Origin of the sequence: Bacteroides fragilis, assembly GCF_019583405.1 — a bacterium.
Classification (GTDB): domain Bacteria; phylum Bacteroidota; class Bacteroidia; order Bacteroidales; family Bacteroidaceae; genus Bacteroides; species Bacteroides fragilis_B.
This window is the reverse complement of the sequence record NZ_SZUU01000007.1, coordinates 187,440-206,230: the sequence shown is the minus strand read 5'-3', so window position 1 is coordinate 206,230 and position 18,791 is coordinate 187,440. Positions and strand designations below refer to the sequence as shown.

General features: G+C 43.1%; 20 protein-coding genes and 4 tRNA genes. 12 read left to right on the top strand and 12 right to left on the bottom strand.

The genetic code is table 11. The features are described from left to right. Window positions 1-106 precede the first annotated feature (106 nt). Window positions 107-1,147 (bottom strand): bifunctional diaminohydroxyphosphoribosylaminopyrimidine deaminase/5-amino-6-(5-phosphoribosylamino)uracil reductase RibD, encoded by a 1,041-nt coding sequence (ribD, locus tag FDF36_RS15670; protein WP_220391963.1) that lies wholly within the window; start codon window positions 1,145-1,147, stop codon window positions 107-109. A gap of 53 nt (window positions 1,148-1,200) precedes the next feature. On the opposite strand from ribD, the gene prmC reads away from it, so the two are divergent. The 7 genes from prmC to FDF36_RS15635 all read left to right on the top strand — a co-directional run bounded on the left by prmC (window position 1,201) and on the right by FDF36_RS15635 (window position 5,406). Beyond that, window positions 1,201-2,037: a peptide chain release factor N(5)-glutamine methyltransferase gene (gene prmC / locus FDF36_RS15665; protein ID WP_220391962.1), complete on the top strand. Its 837-nt coding sequence runs from the start codon at window positions 1,201-1,203 to the stop codon at window positions 2,035-2,037. Further along, window positions 2,034-2,498: a regulatory protein RecX gene (locus tag FDF36_RS15660; RefSeq protein WP_220391961.1), complete on the top strand. Its 465-nt coding sequence runs from the start codon at window positions 2,034-2,036 to the stop codon at window positions 2,496-2,498. Before prmC ends, FDF36_RS15660 begins: the two co-directional genes overlap by 4 nt. Before the next feature lie 95 nt (window positions 2,499-2,593). Further along, window positions 2,594-3,232 carry an orotate phosphoribosyltransferase gene (gene pyrE / locus FDF36_RS15655; RefSeq protein ID WP_220391960.1) on the top strand — a complete coding sequence of 213 codons (639 nt, stop codon included), beginning with the start codon at window positions 2,594-2,596 and terminating at the stop codon, window positions 3,230-3,232. A gap of 97 nt (window positions 3,233-3,329) precedes the next feature. Further along, complete coding sequence (locus FDF36_RS15650; protein ID WP_220391959.1) at window positions 3,330-3,740, top strand: SRPBCC family protein; 411 nt, start codon at window positions 3,330-3,332, stop codon at window positions 3,738-3,740. Between the two features lie 5 nt (window positions 3,741-3,745). Beyond that, window positions 3,746-5,089, top strand: a complete 1,344-nt coding sequence (gene argH, locus FDF36_RS15645) for an argininosuccinate lyase (RefSeq protein WP_220391958.1) — start codon at window positions 3,746-3,748, stop codon at window positions 5,087-5,089. A 144-nt stretch (window positions 5,090-5,233) separates the two neighbouring features. Then, window positions 5,234-5,306: transfer RNA gene (locus FDF36_RS15640), tRNA-Gly, on the top strand. A gap of 16 nt (window positions 5,307-5,322) precedes the next feature. Continuing rightward, a tRNA-Leu gene (locus FDF36_RS15635) sits at window positions 5,323-5,406 on the top strand. 781 nt (window positions 5,407-6,187) lie between these two features. Here FDF36_RS15635 and FDF36_RS15630 read toward each other — a convergent pair. The 9 genes from FDF36_RS15630 to argR form a co-directional block, all read right to left on the bottom strand. After that, complete coding sequence (locus FDF36_RS15630; protein WP_220391957.1) at window positions 6,188-6,388, bottom strand: DUF2007-related protein; 201 nt, start codon at window positions 6,386-6,388, stop codon at window positions 6,188-6,190. Window positions 6,389-6,536: 148 nt separating this feature from the next. Continuing rightward, entirely contained in the window at window positions 6,537-8,192 is a 1,656-nt protein-coding gene (locus FDF36_RS15625; RefSeq protein ID WP_220391956.1) for an AMP-binding protein, read from the bottom strand. Between the two features lie 17 nt (window positions 8,193-8,209). Further along, a complete protein-coding gene (locus FDF36_RS15620; RefSeq protein ID WP_220391955.1) occupies window positions 8,210-8,764 on the bottom strand; it encodes a helix-turn-helix domain-containing protein in 555 nt (184 codons plus the stop codon). Between the two features lie 59 nt (window positions 8,765-8,823). Continuing rightward, window positions 8,824-9,597 (bottom strand): pyrroline-5-carboxylate reductase, encoded by a 774-nt coding sequence (gene proC / locus FDF36_RS15615; RefSeq protein WP_220391954.1) that lies wholly within the window; start codon window positions 9,595-9,597, stop codon window positions 8,824-8,826. Between the two features lie 112 nt (window positions 9,598-9,709). Further along, window positions 9,710-10,834, bottom strand: coding sequence for an aspartate aminotransferase family protein (locus FDF36_RS15610; RefSeq protein ID WP_220391953.1), 1,125 nt, complete (start codon window positions 10,832-10,834; stop codon window positions 9,710-9,712). 9 nt (window positions 10,835-10,843) lie between these two features. Further along, a complete protein-coding gene (argC, locus tag FDF36_RS15605; RefSeq protein WP_005796494.1) occupies window positions 10,844-11,812 on the bottom strand; it encodes an N-acetyl-gamma-glutamyl-phosphate reductase in 969 nt (322 codons plus the stop codon). Then, entirely contained in the window at window positions 11,809-13,014 is a 1,206-nt protein-coding gene (locus tag FDF36_RS15600) for an argininosuccinate synthase (RefSeq protein ID WP_220391952.1), read from the bottom strand. Before FDF36_RS15600 ends, argC begins: the two co-directional genes overlap by 4 nt. 13 nt (window positions 13,015-13,027) lie before the next feature. Further along, a complete protein-coding gene (locus FDF36_RS15595; protein ID WP_005784400.1) occupies window positions 13,028-13,606 on the bottom strand; it encodes a GNAT family N-acetyltransferase in 579 nt (192 codons plus the stop codon). A 33-nt stretch (window positions 13,607-13,639) separates the two neighbouring features. Next, on the bottom strand, window positions 13,640-14,113 hold the full coding sequence (gene argR, locus FDF36_RS15590) for an arginine repressor (protein ID WP_005796492.1): 474 nt from the start codon (window positions 14,111-14,113) through the stop codon (window positions 13,640-13,642). 438 nt (window positions 14,114-14,551) lie between these two features. Here argR and FDF36_RS15585 point away from each other — a divergent pair, with 438 nt between their 5' ends. The 4 genes from FDF36_RS15585 (at window position 14,552) to FDF36_RS15570 (ending at window position 16,211) form a co-directional block, all read left to right on the top strand. Then, window positions 14,552-14,731, top strand: coding sequence for a hypothetical protein (locus FDF36_RS15585; RefSeq protein WP_259281456.1), 180 nt, complete (start codon window positions 14,552-14,554; stop codon window positions 14,729-14,731). Between the two features lie 58 nt (window positions 14,732-14,789). After that, window positions 14,790-15,224 carry a DUF5053 domain-containing protein gene (locus FDF36_RS15580; protein ID WP_193683191.1) on the top strand — a complete coding sequence of 145 codons (435 nt, stop codon included), beginning with the start codon at window positions 14,790-14,792 and terminating at the stop codon, window positions 15,222-15,224. Between the two features lie 587 nt (window positions 15,225-15,811). Then, a complete protein-coding gene (locus FDF36_RS15575; protein WP_252734183.1) occupies window positions 15,812-16,045 on the top strand; it encodes a hypothetical protein in 234 nt (77 codons plus the stop codon). After that, a complete protein-coding gene (locus FDF36_RS15570; protein WP_193683192.1) occupies window positions 16,032-16,211 on the top strand; it encodes a hypothetical protein in 180 nt (59 codons plus the stop codon). The genes FDF36_RS15575 and FDF36_RS15570 overlap by 14 nt, the downstream gene beginning before the upstream one ends. A gap of 289 nt (window positions 16,212-16,500) precedes the next feature. Here FDF36_RS15570 and FDF36_RS15565 read toward each other — a convergent pair. Together FDF36_RS15565 and FDF36_RS15560 are read right to left on the bottom strand one after the other, a co-directional pair. Beyond that, window positions 16,501-16,573 (bottom strand) — tRNA-Pro (locus FDF36_RS15565). 12 nt (window positions 16,574-16,585) lie between these two features. Beyond that, window positions 16,586-16,658, bottom strand: a tRNA-Phe gene (locus FDF36_RS15560). A gap of 849 nt (window positions 16,659-17,507) precedes the next feature. On the opposite strand from FDF36_RS15560, the gene FDF36_RS15555 reads away from it, so the two are divergent. After that, window positions 17,508-18,728 (top strand): sensor histidine kinase, encoded by a 1,221-nt coding sequence (locus tag FDF36_RS15555; protein WP_220391951.1) that lies wholly within the window; start codon window positions 17,508-17,510, stop codon window positions 18,726-18,728. Window positions 18,729-18,791 lie beyond the last annotated feature (63 nt).

Genomic DNA, 18,791 nt, shown 5'->3' with positions numbered 1-18,791 from the left:
AATAGGAACATTTTTCTCTATATTGAACATTGAAGGGAAGTTTTATATAAAATTATAGATAATCTGCTCGATTTTGTCGATATAAAACTCCTTGAATGCTGCGAATTTAGGTGTTTCTCTTCAAGTAATGCCTGAAGGTCGTACAGAAATGTTTTTCTTCCGAATAACTAATTTTATCGCTTATTTCAGGTGCTTTAACGCCGGAATAAAGCAGTTTATTGCTCTTTTCTATGATGACTTCATCCCATGTTCCGGAACGGATAAATGATTCCAGCAGAATCCTTCCTCCTTCGACCATCAGCGACTGTAGGTTGCGTTGATAGAGGGCAGACAATATTTGTGGCAGAATATCTGTTTGGTAATTGAGCGTGATGTATTCCAGGTTTTCTTTTCCGGAACGGGGGTGTTCCGTAAAAACGAGCGTAGACACGCTATTATCCGACAAGTGGTAGGTTTGAGGAAGTGAATGATTGCGGTCCGTCACTATTCGCACCGGATTGTGTCCGTACCAGTTGCGTACCGTGAGTGCCGGATTGTCCAGTAGTGCGGTTCGCGTACCGACCATGATGGCATCTGACTCTGCTCTTTTTTTGTGTACCAGCATGGAAGTGAGAGAAGTCGATAATATGACAGGTTGGCCTTCTGTACGTTCCAGGTCGATGAAACCATCGGCTGATTCTGCCCATTTCAAAACAATGTAAGGGCGCTGAAGGGTATGGAAGGTGATGAATTTTCGTATAAGTTCGCGACATTCCGTTTCCAGAACTCCGACAATGACTTCGCATCCGGCATCCCGTAACTTTTGGATTCCTCTGCCTGCTACCTTGGAAAAAGGGTCCTGGCATCCGATTACAATCCTGGGAATTTGTTTCTCTATGATTAAATCAGCGCATGGGGGAGTTTTCCCATGGTGGGAGCAAGGCTCAAGACTTACATATATAGTACTGTGTTTTAGTAAAGACGGATCCTTTATGGAGCGGATTGCATTGACTTCGGCATGTGCTTCTCCGCAGCGGACGTGATAGCCTTCACCGATTATTTGTCCCTCACATACGATGACAGCTCCTACCATTGGATTGGGAGATACGTTGCAAAGACCGTTTCTTGCCAGTTGGATGCAGCGCCTCATGTATTTTTCTTCTTTCATCTTTTAGGCTGATAGCTATATTATTTGTACTTTTGCACCCCAAAATAAGGAGAATGAACCGCGTCACCACTTATATCCGCCAGTCTTTACACGATATTTATCCGTCTGGAGAACTCAAGAGCCTCACAAAAATCATTTGTTGTGATTTGCTGGGGCAGGATGCTATTGATTATTATTTGGGCAAAGATATAACATTATCTGCAAACGAGCAGCGTGATTTAGAAAGCATTGTCGAACGATTGAAGAAAAACGAGCCAATCCAATATATTCAGGGCGAAACCTGTTTCTATGGGTCTATGTTTCAGGTAGCTTCGGGAGTTCTGATTCCTCGTCCTGAAACCGAGGAGTTGGTTGATCTGATAGTGAAAGAAGCCGCAACCGGTACCCGTTTGCTGGATATAGGAACCGGTAGCGGGTGTATTGCCATCAGCCTGGCTAAACATATTCCGCAGGCTGTGGTCGCCGCATGGGACGTATCGGAAGAGGCTCTTGCCATTGCCGAGCAGAATAATCAGGCACTGAAAGCCGGAGTTCATTTTGAAAAAATAGATGTTTTGTCGGTAGAATCGGTTGGTGATAATCAATATGATATTATTGTCAGTAACCCTCCTTATGTTACAGAGAGTGAAAAAAAAGAAATGGAACCCAATGTGTTGAATTGGGAACCTGAACTGGCCCTATTTGTGCCGGATAATGACCCGTTGCGCTTTTATCGGCGTATCGCATTTTTAGGAAGAAAAATGTTAAGCCTCCACGGCAGACTCTATTTTGAGATCAACCGGGTTTATGGTGAAGAGGTTCTCCAAATGCTTCACGAACAAGGATATGAAGAACTCCGTTTGATAAAAGATATATCGGGTAATGATCGAATTGTAACCGCTAAACGATGAATACAATAACAGAAGAAGAAGCGTTAAATCGCATGGCTGCCTATTGTTCCGCAGCCGAACATTGTAAAGCCGAAGTGAATGAAAAACTTCAGAAATGGGGCTTGCCTTATGAGGTGATTAACCGAATCATCGATCGTCTTGTTGCCGAGAAGTTTATTGATGAAGAACGTTATTGCAGGGCGTTTGTCAACGATAAGTTTCGTTTTGCCAAATGGGGTAAAATGAAGATTGCACAAGCTCTGTATATGAAAAAAGTTCCTCGTGAGGTGACTTACAGATATCTGAATGACATTGACCGGGAAGAATATCTTGCGATTTTGGGAGATTTAATGGCAGCAAAACGTAAAAGTATACATGCCAAAGATGAATTCGAACTGAATGGGAAATTGATTCGTTTTGCCATGAGTAGAGGATTTGAAATGGATGATATCCGTCGCTGTGTGCAGGTAGAAGAAGAGTAAGTGACAAATAACGAAAAAATAATAAGGCTTCTTCTTTTTAGTCTCGTTCCATTTCCGTATTTTTGCATCCTGTAATTATCATAGTTAGTTTAGTTATGAAAAATTTAGAGAGATTATTCGCCGAGAAGTTGTTGAAGATTAAAGCTATTAAGCTTCAACCGGCAAATCCGTTTACATGGGCTTCCGGATGGAAATCACCGTTTTACTGCGACAATCGTAAAACCCTTTCTTATCCTTCTCTTCGTAGTTTTGTTAAGTTCGAAATTACACGTCTGGTTCTGGAACGTTTCGGACAGGTAGATGCTATTGCCGGAGTTGCGACAGGTGCTATTCCTCAGGGTGCTTTAGTGGCCGATGCACTGAATCTTCCGTTCGTGTATGTTCGCTCTACCCCGAAAGACCATGGTTTGGAAAATCTTATCGAAGGCGAACTTCGTCCGGGTATGAAAGTCGTTGTTGTGGAAGATTTAATCTCTACCGGTGGAAGCAGCTTAAAAGCTGTAGAAGCTATTCGTCGGGATGGTTGCGAAGTCATTGGTATGGTAGCTGCTTATACTTATGGATTCCCTGTTGCCGAACAGGCCTTTAAAGATGCTAAAGTGCCTTTGGTTACATTGACTAATTATGAAGCTGTGTTAGATGTTGCACTTCGTACCGGTTATATTGAAGAAGAGGACATTGCAACGTTAAACGAATGGCGCAAGGATCCGGCTCATTGGGAAGCTGGAAAATAAAACTGATTTTTTTGATGATTAAAATATAGAAAGAAGAGCCATTCGGACAGAATCTGTTCGGATTGTTCTTCTTTTTTTTATAAGTAAAATAGATAAGATGACTAAATTTGAGAGTAGTGTCAAGGTAATACCTTATAGCCAGGAACGCGTGTACGAGAAACTTGCTGATCTTAGTAACCTGGAAGCTATTAAAGATCGTTTGCCCGAAGACAAAGTGAAAAATATGAGTTTCGATACCGATACACTTAGTTTCAATGTGGATCCTGTGGGACAACTGACCCTGAAAATTATTGAACGGGAACCCAGTAAATGTATTAAGTTTGAGACTACCAATTCACCTCTACCTTTAAATATGTGGATTCAGCTTGTGGCTGTATCTGAAGACGAGTGTAAACTGAAGGTGACTATTGGGCTGGAAATCAATCCGTTTATGAAAGCAATGGTGCAGAAGCCTTTGAATGAAGGATTGGAAAAGATGGCTGATATGTTATCTATGATACAATATTAATAGCTATGGCACAGAAACTTTGGGAAAAATCAGTTGAGGTAAATAAGGATATAGAGCGATTTACCGTTGGACGTGACCGTGAGATGGATCTTTATCTTGCAAAGCATGATGTACTTGGTTCGATGGCTCATATCACGATGCTCGAAAGTATTGGATTACTCACAAAGGAGGAATTGGCTCAGTTGCTGGCCGAACTGAAAGATATATATGCTTCTGCGGAGAGAGGCGAGTTTGTAATAGAAGAAGGAGTTGAAGACGTGCATTCGCAGGTGGAACTGATGCTTACGCGTCGTTTGGGTGATGTCGGTAAGAAGATTCATAGCGGGCGTTCTCGTAATGATCAGGTGTTGCTTGATCTGAAACTTTTCACTCGTACTCAGATCAGAGAAGTAGCAGAGGCTGTAGAGCAATTGTTTCATGTCCTGATTCGTCAAAGTGAGCGTTACAAGAATGTTCTGATGCCGGGTTATACCCATTTGCAAATTGCGATGCCTTCTTCGTTCGGGCTTTGGTTTGGAGCGTATGCTGAGAGTTTGGTGGATGATATGCTTTTCCTGCAGGCTGCTTTTAAGATGTGCAATAAGAATCCTTTGGGCTCCGCTGCCGGATATGGCTCTTCATTCCCGCTGAATCGCACGATGACTACGGAATTGCTGGGATTCGATTCTTTAAACTACAATGTAGTGTATGCCCAGATGGGACGCGGAAAAATGGAACGTAATGTTGCTTTTGCCTTGGCTACGCTTGCAGGAACGATTTCTAAATTGGCTTTTGATGCTTGTATGTTCAATAGCCAGAATTTTGGTTTTGTGAAGTTGCCGGATGAATGTACAACCGGATCAAGTATTATGCCCCATAAAAAGAATCCGGATGTGTTCGAACTGACACGCGCCAAATGTAATAAGCTACAATCGTTGCCGCAGCAGATTATGATGATTGCCAATAATCTGCCTTCCGGATATTTCCGTGATTTACAGATTATAAAGGAAGTCTTTTTGCCGGCTTTCCAGGAGTTGAAAGATTGTCTGCAGATGACTACCTATATCATGAATGAAATTAAGGTGAATGAGCATATCCTCGATGATGATAAATACCTTTTTATTTTTAGTGTAGAAGAGGTGAATCGTCTGGCACGTGAAGGTATGCCATTTCGGGATGCTTATAAGAAAGTGGGACTGGATATTGAAGCCGGTCACTTTTCGCATGACAAGCAAGTACATCACATCCATGAAGGAAGCATTGGCAATTTGTGTAATGATGAGATTTCCGCATTGATGCAACGTATCATCGAGGGTTTCAACTTTCAAGGTATGGAACAGGCGGAGAAGACCTTGTTGGGGCGTAAATGATCCATTTAGACCATGCGGAGAGTTGTCTCTTTTGCATGGTCTGTGATTATAAAATATGTTTTTCCACCTTTCTTGAAATATTTTCATCGGAAAAAGTTTGGCAGAAAGGTAGAAACTACTTATCTTTGCACCCGTTGAAAAAATGCGGAAATAGCTCAGTTGGTAGAGCATAACCTTGCCAAGGTTAGGGTCGCGAGTTCGAGTCTCGTTTTCCGCTCTCTCTTTGAAAGGATGCTCGAATGGTGGAATGGTAGACACGAAGGACTTAAAATCCTTTGGCCATTGCGGCTGTGCGGGTTCAAGTCCCGCTTCGAGTACGAGCGTCTAGCCAAAAGCCTTGTAAGCCAAATGCTTACGAGGCTTTTTAATTTATTACAGGCAATATATAGAAATAGTTCATGTCCTCTGTGCGTATATTAGCTTCTCCTACAAAAAGATACATTTCGATCTTCCATCTTCCACCTGAAGATTAGTGAAGTTTTTAATAGATAATGTACTGATTTACAACATTAAGTGGCGTGTCGATTAACTAAATACGTCATTTAAAGTATCTTGTTTCCTTTTATTGTTTAGTCGAAAATAGTCTGTTCTTTATCCTGTCCCTGTTACCTGTGCCCATAAGCCCACGTACCTGTGCCCATGGGCCCGCATACCGGGGACCATGAGCCCGTATACCAAGGCTGAGGTAAAGATATTGAGGTTCATTATAATAAATTTCGATACAAGGTCTTAAAAGTAGGGATGAATACAGTTGTTTGACTTGAAGCAATCATACGCTTTAAAGCCCCTATATGGGAAATGGGGGTGTGAAGGGAAGTGGCTTTTACACCGGACAACAGTCAGACATTAAAAATATCGAAAGTCGATTTTGCCAAGGATGACTGGGCGGAGTGGGAGAAGTAGTCCTGTTGTTTTGCCATTGTAGGGGTGAATACAACTGTAGATTTTCACGGTAGACTTGTAATGGTAAAAAACATTATTTTTGTGAGAACAAAAGTAGTACTAATGGAATATAAGTGCTGTCAATCAAAAAAGCCGGAATGCAACACGATACATTCCGGCTTTACTTTCCTAATCAAACCTAATCTAACAAACCATTTATGAAACTATCCGGTCGCCGATTACCCGCATTGCTGCTGTGTAATATTCACATGGGACGGAAAGCAATATGCTGTCTATACCTTTGTCTCTCATAGCCACTTCGATAGATGCGGCTTTCAGGAGGCTTCTGACACTTGCCACTTCCCACGGACTACCTGCGAACACTTCAATCTGAGAAATCTTTCTGCTTACTATCATTTGCTCTTAATTGTTTAATGGTTACGAGTGCAAATATAGCAGGTTGTTTGTTCATTTAAGAACAATTTCTGTTCAGATTATAGCACTTTTGTTGCAAACGTTTGTTCCATTTCGTATTTGATTGTTTTTTGTTGTTTTTGAGACATGATTATTTCTCGTCATTCTTCCGAATTTCCACTCGTCGGATTTTACCGCTAATGGTCTTAGGCAATTCGTCGACAAATTCGATGACGCGTGGATATTTATAAGGGGCTGTGACTTTCTTCACATGATTCTGGAGCTCTTTTACCAGATCTTCCCCTTTGCGTTCACGATACTCTTTGGCCAGAATGATGGTAGCTTTCACTACCTGTCCGCGTATTTCGTCGGGAACGCCGGTTATGGCACATTCTACTACGGCGGGATGTGTCATCAATGCACTTTCCACTTCGAACGGACCGATACGGTAACCGGAACTTTTGATTACGTCATCGGCGCGTCCCACGAACCATAGATAACCGTCTTCATCTTTCCAGGCTACGTCGCCAGTGTAGTATATTCCATCGTGCCATGCTTCGTGTGTACGCGAGGCGTCCCGATAATATTCTTTGAACAGTCCCAGTGGCTTTCCTTTGTCAGTCCGGATTACGATCTGCCCTTGCTCTCCGGCTTCTACCGACCGTCCTTCGTAATCGATCAGATCAACATCGTATTGCGGATTGGGTACACCCATACTTCCCGGTTTGGGTTCCATCCACGGGAAAGTGGCTACTGTTAGTGTGGTTTCGGTCTGTCCGAAGCCTTCCATCAGTTTGATGCCTGTTAACTTTTTGAATGTGTCGAAAACAGCCGGATTCAAGGCTTCACCTGCAATGGTGCAATATTCCAATGACGAAAGGTCATATTTCGTCAGGTCTTCGTGGATGAGGAAACGGAAAATGGTGGGAGGGGCACAGAGTGAAGTGACATGGTAATTTTGTATCTTTTCCAATATATCGGCAGGAGTGAACTTTTCATGATCATACACGAATACATTTGCTCCGGCAATCCATTGTCCGTATAGCTTTCCCCACACTGCTTTTCCCCAGCCGGTGTCGGCAATGGTGAGATGGAGGCTGTTTTCTTTCAGATTGTGCCAGAAACTACCGGTTACGATATGCCCCAATGGATAAGTGAAGTCGTGTGCAACCATCTTAGGCTCTCCGGTTGTTCCGCTGGTGAAGTACATCAGTGAGATGTCATCGTTGGTGTTCGGATGTTCCGGCTTTACGAAAGGCGCCGCATGCTCGATGCCCTGATGGAAGTCATCAAATCCTTCGGGTATTTCGGGGCCTACGCTAACTAAATGCTTTACAGTAGGAGAGTCCGGCATAGCATCTATAATGTGTTTGGTGACCACTTCTTCTCCGGCAGCCACAATCATTTTTATGTCGGCTGCATTGCAACGGTATACAATGTCTTTCTTGGTTAGCAGGTGCGTAGCCGGAATAACGACTGCCCCCAGTTTGTGCAGGGCAATGATGCTGAACCAGAATTCATAGCGCCGCTTCAATATCAGCATGACCATGTCACCATGTCCGATGCCCAGGCTCTGAAAATAAGAGGCTGTCCGGTCAGTATATTGTTTCATATCCGCAAAAGAGAACTGGCGGTGTTCACCTTTGTCATTAGTCCATAGTAAAGCCGGTTTGTCTGGTTGTTCGGCAGCCCAGGCATCCACTATGTCATATCCGAAGTTGAAGTTGTCCGGAACGTGTATCTTTAAGTTTTTCACAAAGTCTTCCTGTGAACTGAAGGAAGTTTGAGATAAAAATCTATCTATCATCTTGTTTGTTTAAATAATTACATGATTACTGCCAGGAAACGTACTGTTTTCCCGTCGAGTGCTTTCATTCCATGAGGTAGTTTTGAATTGAAGTACAGGCTGTCCCCTTCGTTTAATATCAAGTCTTTTCCGTCTATACTGATCATCATGCGGCCTTCAAGTACCAGGTTGAATTCCTGCCCGCTATGACTGTTATAGTGTATCGGTTCGGTGTCGGGTTTGGGTTCGACAGTTACAATGAACGGGTCGGCATTCCGATTCATAAAACCTGCTGCCAGTGACTGGTATTTATAAGCCTTTGTGCGTTCAATACTGGTTCCTTTTCCTGCGCGGGTCAGGAAGTAACTACTCATCTTGGGTTCTTCGCCAAACATCAGAGCGTCGAGAGCGATTCCGTATTTACGTGCGATTTTTTGCAGCATACTCACTGAAATGTCGTAATCTCCCGTTTCCGCGAGGCGGTATTCTTCCGCTGAAATCTCGCAATCACGGGCGATGTCTTCGGCCGTCAGTTCGAGTACGTCACGTAATCCGCGCAGACGTTCTGCTATTTGTTTAATTTGGTCGTCCATATTAATTTTAGTGTTTAGTGATTATTTGTTTTATATTTTGTGATTACAGCGTCCGGCCACTATCTTGATGCTTTCATTGCTTTAATGATGGCAGAGGTAAATCCATTATGCTCCAGTTCGTTGATGCCTTTAATGGTAATTCCGCCGGGTGTAGTCACTTTGTCGATCTCAACGCCCGGATGGGTGTCATTGTTCAGTATCAGTTCGGCGGCACCTTTTACAGATTGGGCAATCATATCCATGGCATCCGATGGCCGGATTCCCATTTCGATGCCCGCTTGCATGGCAGCCTGAATATATTTCAGTACATAAGCGATGCCGCAGGAAGTCAAGGCGGTAGCCGCTTCCAATTTGTCTTCCGGCAAAATCATTGCCATACCCATCTCGCTGAATAGATTGACCATCAGTGTTTCCAATTCTTGACCGGCATTTCGCGAAGCAATCAGTGTCATGCTTTGTAATTCACTGATAGCTGTATTGGGGACAATACGGAACATTGGCATCTCGGGTTCTACTACATCATGAGCCAATTGCTCGAAACTGATACCGGCGGCAACAGAGACCAGAATCTGTTTGCTTCTTAGTTTCATTTCGCGGAGTACACCTCTGATCAGCCAAGGTTTCACAGCCAGAATCACGATATCAGCACCAGTAGCAGCTTCAGCATTATTGCGAGTGATAGCAATAGAAGGAAACTCTTTCTTTAGTGCTTCCAGCTTTCCAATGCTGGGGTTGGATACTATTATATCGGAAGCCGGAATCAGCTTACCTTTTGCCAGTCCGCAGGCAATGGAGCCCCCCATATTTCCTGCACCAATGATAGCTACTTTCATATTATATAATTATTTAGTCTGTTTCTGACAAAGGTATAAGTAAAAAGTGAAAATACGAGCAAACGTGGCAGGTATTTTCACTTTTTCACTTTCCTTATAAGGATGCTGATTATTAACCGAGTGCTTTTTTTAGCCGGGCGAGGAATTCATCGGCTTCCTCTTTGCTGAGGCAGAGAGGAGGCAACAATCGGATTACGTTCGTACCGCTGGCACCGGTAAATACTTTTTGTTCGTGAATCAGGCGGCTTCGGATTTCCTTTACCGGTTGGTCAAATTCCATTCCGATCATTAATCCGCATCCGCGCACTTCTTTGATCTCCTTGAATTTTTTCAGCTCTTCCAGCAGATAGGAGCCGATTTTGGCTGCATTTTCTACTAAATTCTCCTGTTCGATGACATCCATTACTGCCAATGCAGCCGAGCAAGCCAGATGATTGCCCCCGAAAGTTGTTCCAAGCATGCCATATACGGGTGTAAACATAGGACTGATCAGCACTCCGGCCATCGGGAATCCGTTTCCGATTCCTTTGGCAACTGTAATAATATCCGGTTTGATTCCGGCATATTGGTGAGCGAAGAATTTGCCGCTACGTCCGTAACCGCTTTGTATTTCATCCAGAATCAGGATTGTTCCGTGTTCTGTACAGGCTTTACGGAGCTCTTGCAGGAATTCGGGAGTCGGTATTTTGATACCGCCAACTCCCTGTATGCCTTCAATGATGACAGCACAAACATCTCCTTTTGCCAATTCGGCTTTCACAGCCTCTGTGTTGTTTAGTGGAAGGTAGGTGATGTGTCCGTTGGCATTAATCGGAGCTATAATTTTAGGATTATCTGTGGCCTCGACCGCTAATGAAGTGCGTCCGTGAAAAGCTTTTCCAAAAGAGATCACTTTGGTACGTCCGTTATGGAACGAAGCCAGTTTCAATGCGTTCTCATTTGCTTCGGCACCACTGTTTATCAGGAATAGGGAATAATCTTCATATCCGGATATTTTTCCGAGACGTTCGGCTACCTGTTGTTGCAGCTTGTTGATTACGGAGTTTGAATAGAAGCCCAGGGTTGCCACCTGCTTGCTAATCATGTCAACATAGTGGGGGTGAGCATGTCCGATAGAGATAACGGCATGGCCTCCATAAAGATCCAGGTATTCGGTTCCATTCTCGTCCCAAACGCGACAACCCTTTCCTTTTACTATGTTTATATCGAAAAGTGGATATACATCAAATAAGTTCATTGTTTCTTCTTAGAATGCAGAGGGCTTGAGGCGCAGGCCTACCGTTTCCTCCAGATTAAACATCAGGTTCATGTTGTGGACAGCCTGCCCGGATGCACCTTTCAATAAATTGTCGATGCAAGAAATGATCAGTAATTTATCGCCGTGTTTTTCCAGGTGAATCAGACATTTATTGGTATTTACCACCTGTTTGAGGTCTATGTTTTTGTCAACGATGTGGACAAACGAATCTTTGGCATAATACTCCTCATACATGCGTACGATCTCTTCCAATGCTACTTTTGTTTTCACTACCAAAGTGGCAAAGATGCCGCGAGGGAAATCGCCGCGATAAGGGATAAAATCAATTTCCGCATCAAAACTGTTCTGGAGTTGTTTCAGCGATTGCTTGATTTCAGGAACGTGCTGGTGTTCGAAAGCTTTGTACACACTCATATTGTTGTTACGCCAGCTGAAATGACTGGTTGCACCGGGTTTTACTCCCGCTCCCGTGCTTCCTGTAATGGCGTTTACCATTACGTCTTCATTTAGCATCAGGTGTTTTGCCAGCGGGAGCAGTCCCAACTGGATGCAAGTTGCGAAACATCCCGGATTAGCTACATGCTTTGCTGTGCAGGTTGCACGACGATTTAGTTCCGGCAAGCCGTAAATAAAGTCATGATCCGGTGAAGCTATGCGATAATCCATTGAAAGGTCTATAATTTTCAGTTCCTCCGGAATATTATGGCTTTCCATAAATTTCTTCGTATCCCCATGAGCAGTACAGAAGAACAGTACATCGATGTCTTCCAACGGAAGCTCGTCTGTAAAAGTCAAGTCACACTCTCCGTAAAGTCCCTCGTGCACATCAGTAATTTTGTTTCCGGCGTTACTGGTACTGTTGATAAATACGATTTCAGTCTCGGGATGATTGATAAGCAGGCGGATAAGTTCGCCTGCTGTATATCCTGCTCCACCAATGATTCCTGCTTTTATCATACCTCTTCGTCCTTATGGTTAGCATAGTAAACACGTAGTGGGGTAGAAGTCACCTTGATGAAGCCTTTTGCATCTTCGGCTGTCCAACCCTTTTGCATTTCTCCATATTCACCAAACTTGGTTTTTACCAGGTCGTCTTGTGATTCTACACCGACAGTAGAGAATGACAACGGGCGGAGTTCAAGGATGGCTGTACCGTTCACATTACGTTGTGATTCCTGAAGCATTGCTTCGATATCACGCATCACCGGTTCCAGGTATTGGCTTTCATGAAGAAACATACCATACCAGTTAGCTACCTGATCTTTCCAATATTGTTGCCATTTGCTCAATGTGTATTTCTCAAGGAAACGGTGTGCGCCGATGATCAACATCGGGGCGGCGGCTTCGAATCCTACACGTCCTTTGATACCGATGATGGTATCACCTACATGCATATCACGGCCAATACCGTAAGCTGCACCTATCTCTTCCACTTTTTGGATGGCGGCAATTTTATCTTCGAACACTTCTCCATTCACGGCGTGAAGTTCACCATTCTTAAATTCAAGGCGCAGAAGTTCACTTCCCTCTTTCGTTACTTGCTTCAGGTAAGCCGTTTCGGGCAATCCTTGTGCACTGTCCAGAATTTCTCCGCCGCAGATAGAAGTACCCCATAGTCCGACATTATAAGAGTATTTTAGTTTTGTAAAGTCTGCTTCGAAGCCGTTTTGGTTCAAATAGTCGATTTCTTCCTGACGGCTGAGTGCCATATCACGGGTCAGTGTAATAATTTCTACGCCCGGAGTCATGACAAGGAATGTCATGTCGAAACGAATCTGGTCGTTGCCGGCTCCTGTCGAACCGTGTGCAATGGCTTCCGCACCGATCTCTTTCGCATAGCGTGCGATGGCCAATGCCTGGAAAATACGTTCGGAGCTGACAGAAATAGGATAGGTACCGTTACGCAGTACGTTACCGAATATCATATATTTCAAACTTTTTTCGTAATATTCCTGAGTGACGTCGAGTGTGACATATTTCACAGCACCCAGTTTGTAGGCATTCTCTTCATTCTGTTTCAGTTGTTCTTCGCTGAAGCCACCTGTGTTGGCACATGCTGCATACACTTCATATCCTTTTTCCTTGGCCAGGTACATTACAGTGAAAGAGGTATCGAGACCTCCGCTGAATGCAACCACTACTTTCTTTTTCTGTTCCATAGTGCTGTATATTTTAAATGTTATTTCTTTCTTGTTCTTTTTTTATGTTATGAGGATCTGTCGGATCATATAGCATGGCGGTGCAGATGCAGAATTTACGGTCCTTCGCCATCAGTATTTCATGGTTTATGCACCCTTCGCATCCTTTCCAAAAGGCTTCATCATCGGTCAGCTCGTTAAAAGTGACCGGTACATATCCCAATTCCGTATTCATTTTCATTACGGCTGCGCCGCTGGTCAGACTGAATATTTTAGCTCTGGGCCATCTCAAACGGGCCAATTGAAAAGAGGCTTGTTTAATACGTTTGGCCAGTCCTAATCCCCGGAAGTCAGGGTGTACGATCAATCCTGATGTAGCAACGTATTGCTTGTTTCCCCATGATTCAATGTAGGTAAATCCGGCAAATACATCTCCGCAAAGAGCTATGATTGCTTTTCCTTCTTTCATCTTGGTGGCTACGTACTCGTGTGTACGTTCTGCTATTCCGGTTCCGCGTACTTTTGCTGCGTTTCTGATTGTCTCCAAAATAGTGTCAACGTAAACCTCATGCGAGGCGTCGGCTACCATAACATCTATTTGTTGAGTGTCCATTGTTGATTTAGTGTAGAGTATAATTGTTGTTAGTTAGTTGATATTCGGAATAATGAGAGACAAGAAATGTCGTACGGCAGTGGGTGTTGCCCCTTCACGTAGCACCAACATAATGGTATCGTCTCCGGCAATTGTTCCCAAAATGGTGTCAGATTCACGGTTGTCGATGTCGTAAGCCATGCTGCTGGCATAGCCGGGGCGAGTTTTGATTACTGCGATATTTCCGGAAAACTGAAGGGAAATGAAGCCATTGTTCATCAACATTTCACTGGCACTCTGGTCGCCGACACGTTTGTACATGATGTCGTTGGGCAATACATATACATATTTTCCGTTCATGCTGGCAGCTTTGGCCACTTTCAGTTGTTTCAGGTCACGTGAAAGAGTAGCTTGTGTCAGTTCGAATCCTTCCTGACCTAATTCTTGCAAGAGTTCTTCCTGTGAACCTACTTCCTTACTGGAGATAATCATTTTGATGGCGTCTAACCGGTTTGCTTTCTTCTTCATCTTGTATAATTATTCTAAGAATGGCGCAAAAGTATGCAATATTTTGGAAATAGTATGCATAAAAAGCTGTTTTTTTACTCTTTTTATACATAAACATTGTGTTTAGTGCATAAAGTAGTTGAATGGAAGAGCCAGTTTGAGGGAAGGATTGCCGAAATGGCGGGGGAGGCGGATGTCGGTGAATGGTTATTGTCGCAGAGGAGAATTTCAAAGAGTGTTCTCCTCCCAAGGGGGCGTGGAAATAAGGAAGATCTTTGTCGGTCGATATCGTGACCAATCGGGGAACGCCATTTTTGCTAATTCTCCTGAGTGCTTTCTGGCTGATTTATTAGCTTCGGGCTATGTAAGTGTTAAATAACCAATTCTAAGGAAGATTTATCTGTAAGGACTCTGCTAATAAACAAAAGTTTATTATATTTGCATTACGTTTTTAAAGCGATGTTTGACAATCAGGAAGAGCTAAAGGCTCACATAGAATATGTAAAGCGATGCTTGCTGTTTTATGCTCTGAATGAGGAGGAATTGCTGAAGCAAGGATATCCACGAAGAGAGTTGGAGAGGTTGATCGATATTCAACTGGATAAGTTGATAGTTCTCCTCAAAAAACTGAAAGGTTAACATTAACCCCCTCATGTATTGAGGGGGTGCTTTAAAAAACTAAATTATACTGATTGTTATGGAAACAAATAGAGAGATTGATAATTTATTGAGCGAGTTTCTCCAGTTGGATACTGATGAGCAACGGGAGCAGTTCCGGAGTAAGATAGCCCAAACGCTGTCGGGAAAAACGGAAGAGGAAATGCGGGAGTATGCTGAATCCCTCCAGCACAAGGCTCAGGAAACAATTGACCAGTCACAAGCGTTAATTGATGAATATGATTTCAAGCAAGCGTTGAACGATATAGTTCCGGCTGTTACTTGGTCATATATAGCGGAAGAATACTTCCAGAAGTCACGTTCTTGGTTTAGCCAACGTATGAACGGATACCACGTCAACAACAAGGCTGCATCCTTTACTGACGAAGAAATTGAGTTATTATCAAATAGTTTGCTTGATTTGAGTGAACGAATAAAGAAAAGTGCTCTCCTTTTGAGGAAGCATCGCTTTTAAAAACGTGTCTTTAAAATGAAAAAGCCTTCACGCTGAGTGGGGGCTTTTTTTATGTACTTGCTACTCTTTTCTGTCTAAAATATACTGTAACTTTGATTGTGCTTATCTTTGACGTGTAATTCTGAAACTTAGCTGAACCGGAACAAGAAATGCAAATTCAGAAACTCAGAGGACACAGGTCAAAATATCTATCTTTGAACAAGGGAGAAGCAATTCAGTTGCCTAAATGCTGAAAAGGTATGTTTTCGGGTCTGCGTTTTCGGAATAAAACTTATCCAAAAGGTAATAACATTCTATTGGATAATGCAACGAAGGGAGTCTAAGTTAATAAAAGCTTATTTCTTTTTGTAAATTCAAGTTTATTTGCCATCTTTGCAGAAGTCAAACAATGATTATAATTAATCCCGCAGAGCTTCGGTTAATTGCTCAACGAAATCGGATGGGCTTTTTTTATGTCCATACCCTATCATTTCCGTGATGTCACGGGAGTGTTAAATATGAAATGGCGGTTGCCCTCTTTCCCAATTCTTAAGCCTTCGGGATTACGAATCATTGTTTGACGACACGGGAAAAGGCAACCGTTTTTTATGCCTAAAAGTCAAACAATGATTCGTATGAAAAAGAAATTCCAATCCGGGCAAATGCCGATGTCGAAGCTTCAAAGCTTCTTCAATGAACTTTCCACCACGCTTCAGGAAAGTGATCCATGTCTTACCCACCGTCCCAATGGCGGTACTCCTTCCATTCGCCTCGTTCGAGGTCAGTATTTAACTATTCCCATGCAGAAAGACAGAAGGGAGGTCAATTATGCTTTCAGCTAAAGAGTTAACGGTCGATAAAATCGAAACTTATCAGAGGTCGGGTGTCTCTGATCTGTTTGTAATTAGAATCGATGGAAGCGAAATTGTGGCATTCAATCGTGAAGAATCGGAGTTACTGGTAGATTTATTACAGCGTGCGCTCAAAGAGAAAAAGGAGTTGGCATGATAGAAATAAGGTAAAGAGTCTGGGAGCTACCATCCTTTAATTTTGCTACACACCAAGATAGGCCGGCTGGTAGTTCCCGTTTTTTTGTAATATTTAGATTATTAATCCAATGAATCTCTTCTCTGTGTAAACTGAGTAATCTGTGGTGAACTCTTTTCTTCGACAAGGAAAGTGGTCATTATCGAACAGAAACAGGAAATGAAGTTTTGAGGATTTTTCGCAGGTTTACAGCGGTTTGTGAAGGTGAAAAAGAAAAAGCGACAACCGATTTTGTTCGTTTGTCGCCTTGTCGGAATGAGGCGACTCGAACGCCCGACCCCTACGTCCCGAACGTAGTGCGCTACCAACTGCGCTACATTCCGCTGCTTACAAAGTGGTGCCACCAGGAATCGAACCGGGGACACAAGGATTTTCAGTCCTTTGCTCTACCAACTGAGCTATGGCACCTTTGTGATTGCGGGTGCAAAGATAGGTATTATTTTTAATACTGCAATAGTTTGGCAAAGAAAATCTAATCTTTTTGTTAAAACTGCTCTTAAGAAGCCATTCCGTTTCGGCGCATGATGATAGCTCAAAAGAGATTTTATGGTTAAAATGCTACGTATTTACGGTTTCTGCTAACATGCAAATACGAAAGAAGTATTCTTTATAGAAAATGGAAGTGAATAAAAATGTGTAATAAACGGCTGAATACACTTTTTATAAGGTATGAATATGCAAATAAGCTACCGGAAAGAGTGCCTTTCCCCGATACAAAACCTTTGTTTTCCTCACACAAAACCTTAATTCTTTGTGAACAAAAGTTTTGTTCTTTCCAAATGAAGCATGTTTTCTTTGGAAATGTCTCGTTTGATGGTCTGTTTTCAACTTAATAGCTTCCGTATTCCGCTTAGATGGAAAGTGACCGAAAGCTGCTGATCGTTCGAAATCGTTTCTGTAAGGACGCAACTTTCGGTTCTGCCGCATCGTTTCGCTCTAAAAAGGGGAGAGATTGCTTTCTGTCTGAAAAAGGCTGAACCCTCTGTAATCGTTTCTTTTGCAGGGATCTCTCTTGTGCTTGGATGCAGCGGGGTGGAAGAGGGGTTCAAAATACAAATTGTCAGAGTGACACATTGACTCCTCCCGGAGGAGGCTCTGGAAAAAAGGAGTCCGGCTTACGAAATAAACGTTTGTTGTTGCGATATGTATTACACTATTTTCCTTATCTTTACCCGCAGAATGGCGGGACGGTTTAAGCCGTTATCCGCATTCCGAAACAAAACAAACGATATAAGTCCGATTTACAGTTAGAAGTGTATGACAACTTACATTATTATTGCTATCCTTCTTTTCTTTATTAGTGCCGGATATGTGCATTTCCGGAAGAAGACCGATCAGCAGAACAGCGAGTGGCTGATTAAAAGAGGAGAGTCAGAGCGCATTTTGCGTAGTATGGGGGCTTGCTTCATGTTGATAGACCGTGACTTCACGGTACAGAGAACAAACTATTACGATTTAAACGGGATTCCGGCAAACGATGTTTCTGGCAAGGTTGGCGATTTGCTGAAGTGCAAAAATGCTGTTCGGGGCGAAGGATGCGGGCTACACGAGAATTGTAAGCTATGCGCGGTTCGTAATACTATTGAGAAGGCATTTAGCGATAAAAAGGACTTCCACAAGTTGGAGGCTTCGATGAGGTTGTTCAGCCCTGATCACCAACAGATTATTCCCTGTGACGTCTCCGTCTCCGGTATCTATCTCAACACGGAAGGCCGGGAGCAACTGATGCTTACCATTTATGATATCACCGATCTCAAGAATACCCAGCGCCTGCTGAGCATTGAAAAAGAAAATGCTATCTCTGCCGAGAAACTTAAAACCGCCTTTATAGCTAATATGAGCCATGAAATCCGTACACCGTTGAATGCGATTGTCGGTTTCTCCGGTCTTCTGGCCTCGACGACGGACGAGGCGGAGAAGAAGATGTATCTGGACATTGTGGCGGAGAACAATGACCGGCTGTTGCAGATTGTGACCAACATACTCGATCTCTCGAAGATGGAATCGGGAACACTGGACTTTGAGTACTCCGAATTTGACGTAAACGACCTGCTACGTGGTTTGCACGGTGTTTTTGATATCCGTTTGAAAGATAATCCCGAAGTGCGGTTGATTTGCGAAGTCGGGATAGAGGAGTTGATGATCTATTCTGAGCGGAACCGTATCGTGCAGGTGCTGACAAACTTGGTGTATAACGCGATGAAATTCATCCGGTGCGGTGAGATTCGTTTCGGTTGCCAATTCAGGGCAGAGAATGAAATCTACTTTTATGTTTCTGATACAGGTATTGGCATTCCGGCCGAGGAACAAGATAAAATATTCGACCGATTTACCAAGTTGGACCATGAAGTACCCGGAATAGGGCTGGGACTGACTCTTTCACAAGCTATCGTACAGAATCTGGGGGGAGAAATGGGAGTCGAATCGGAAGTGACAAAAGGATCTACCTTCTGGTTTACCCTTCCTTTGAAATCCTGAGCAGATTTATGAAAAATAAGAGGTTGTATCCGGTAGAATATAGAATAAACTTTCGGATACAAC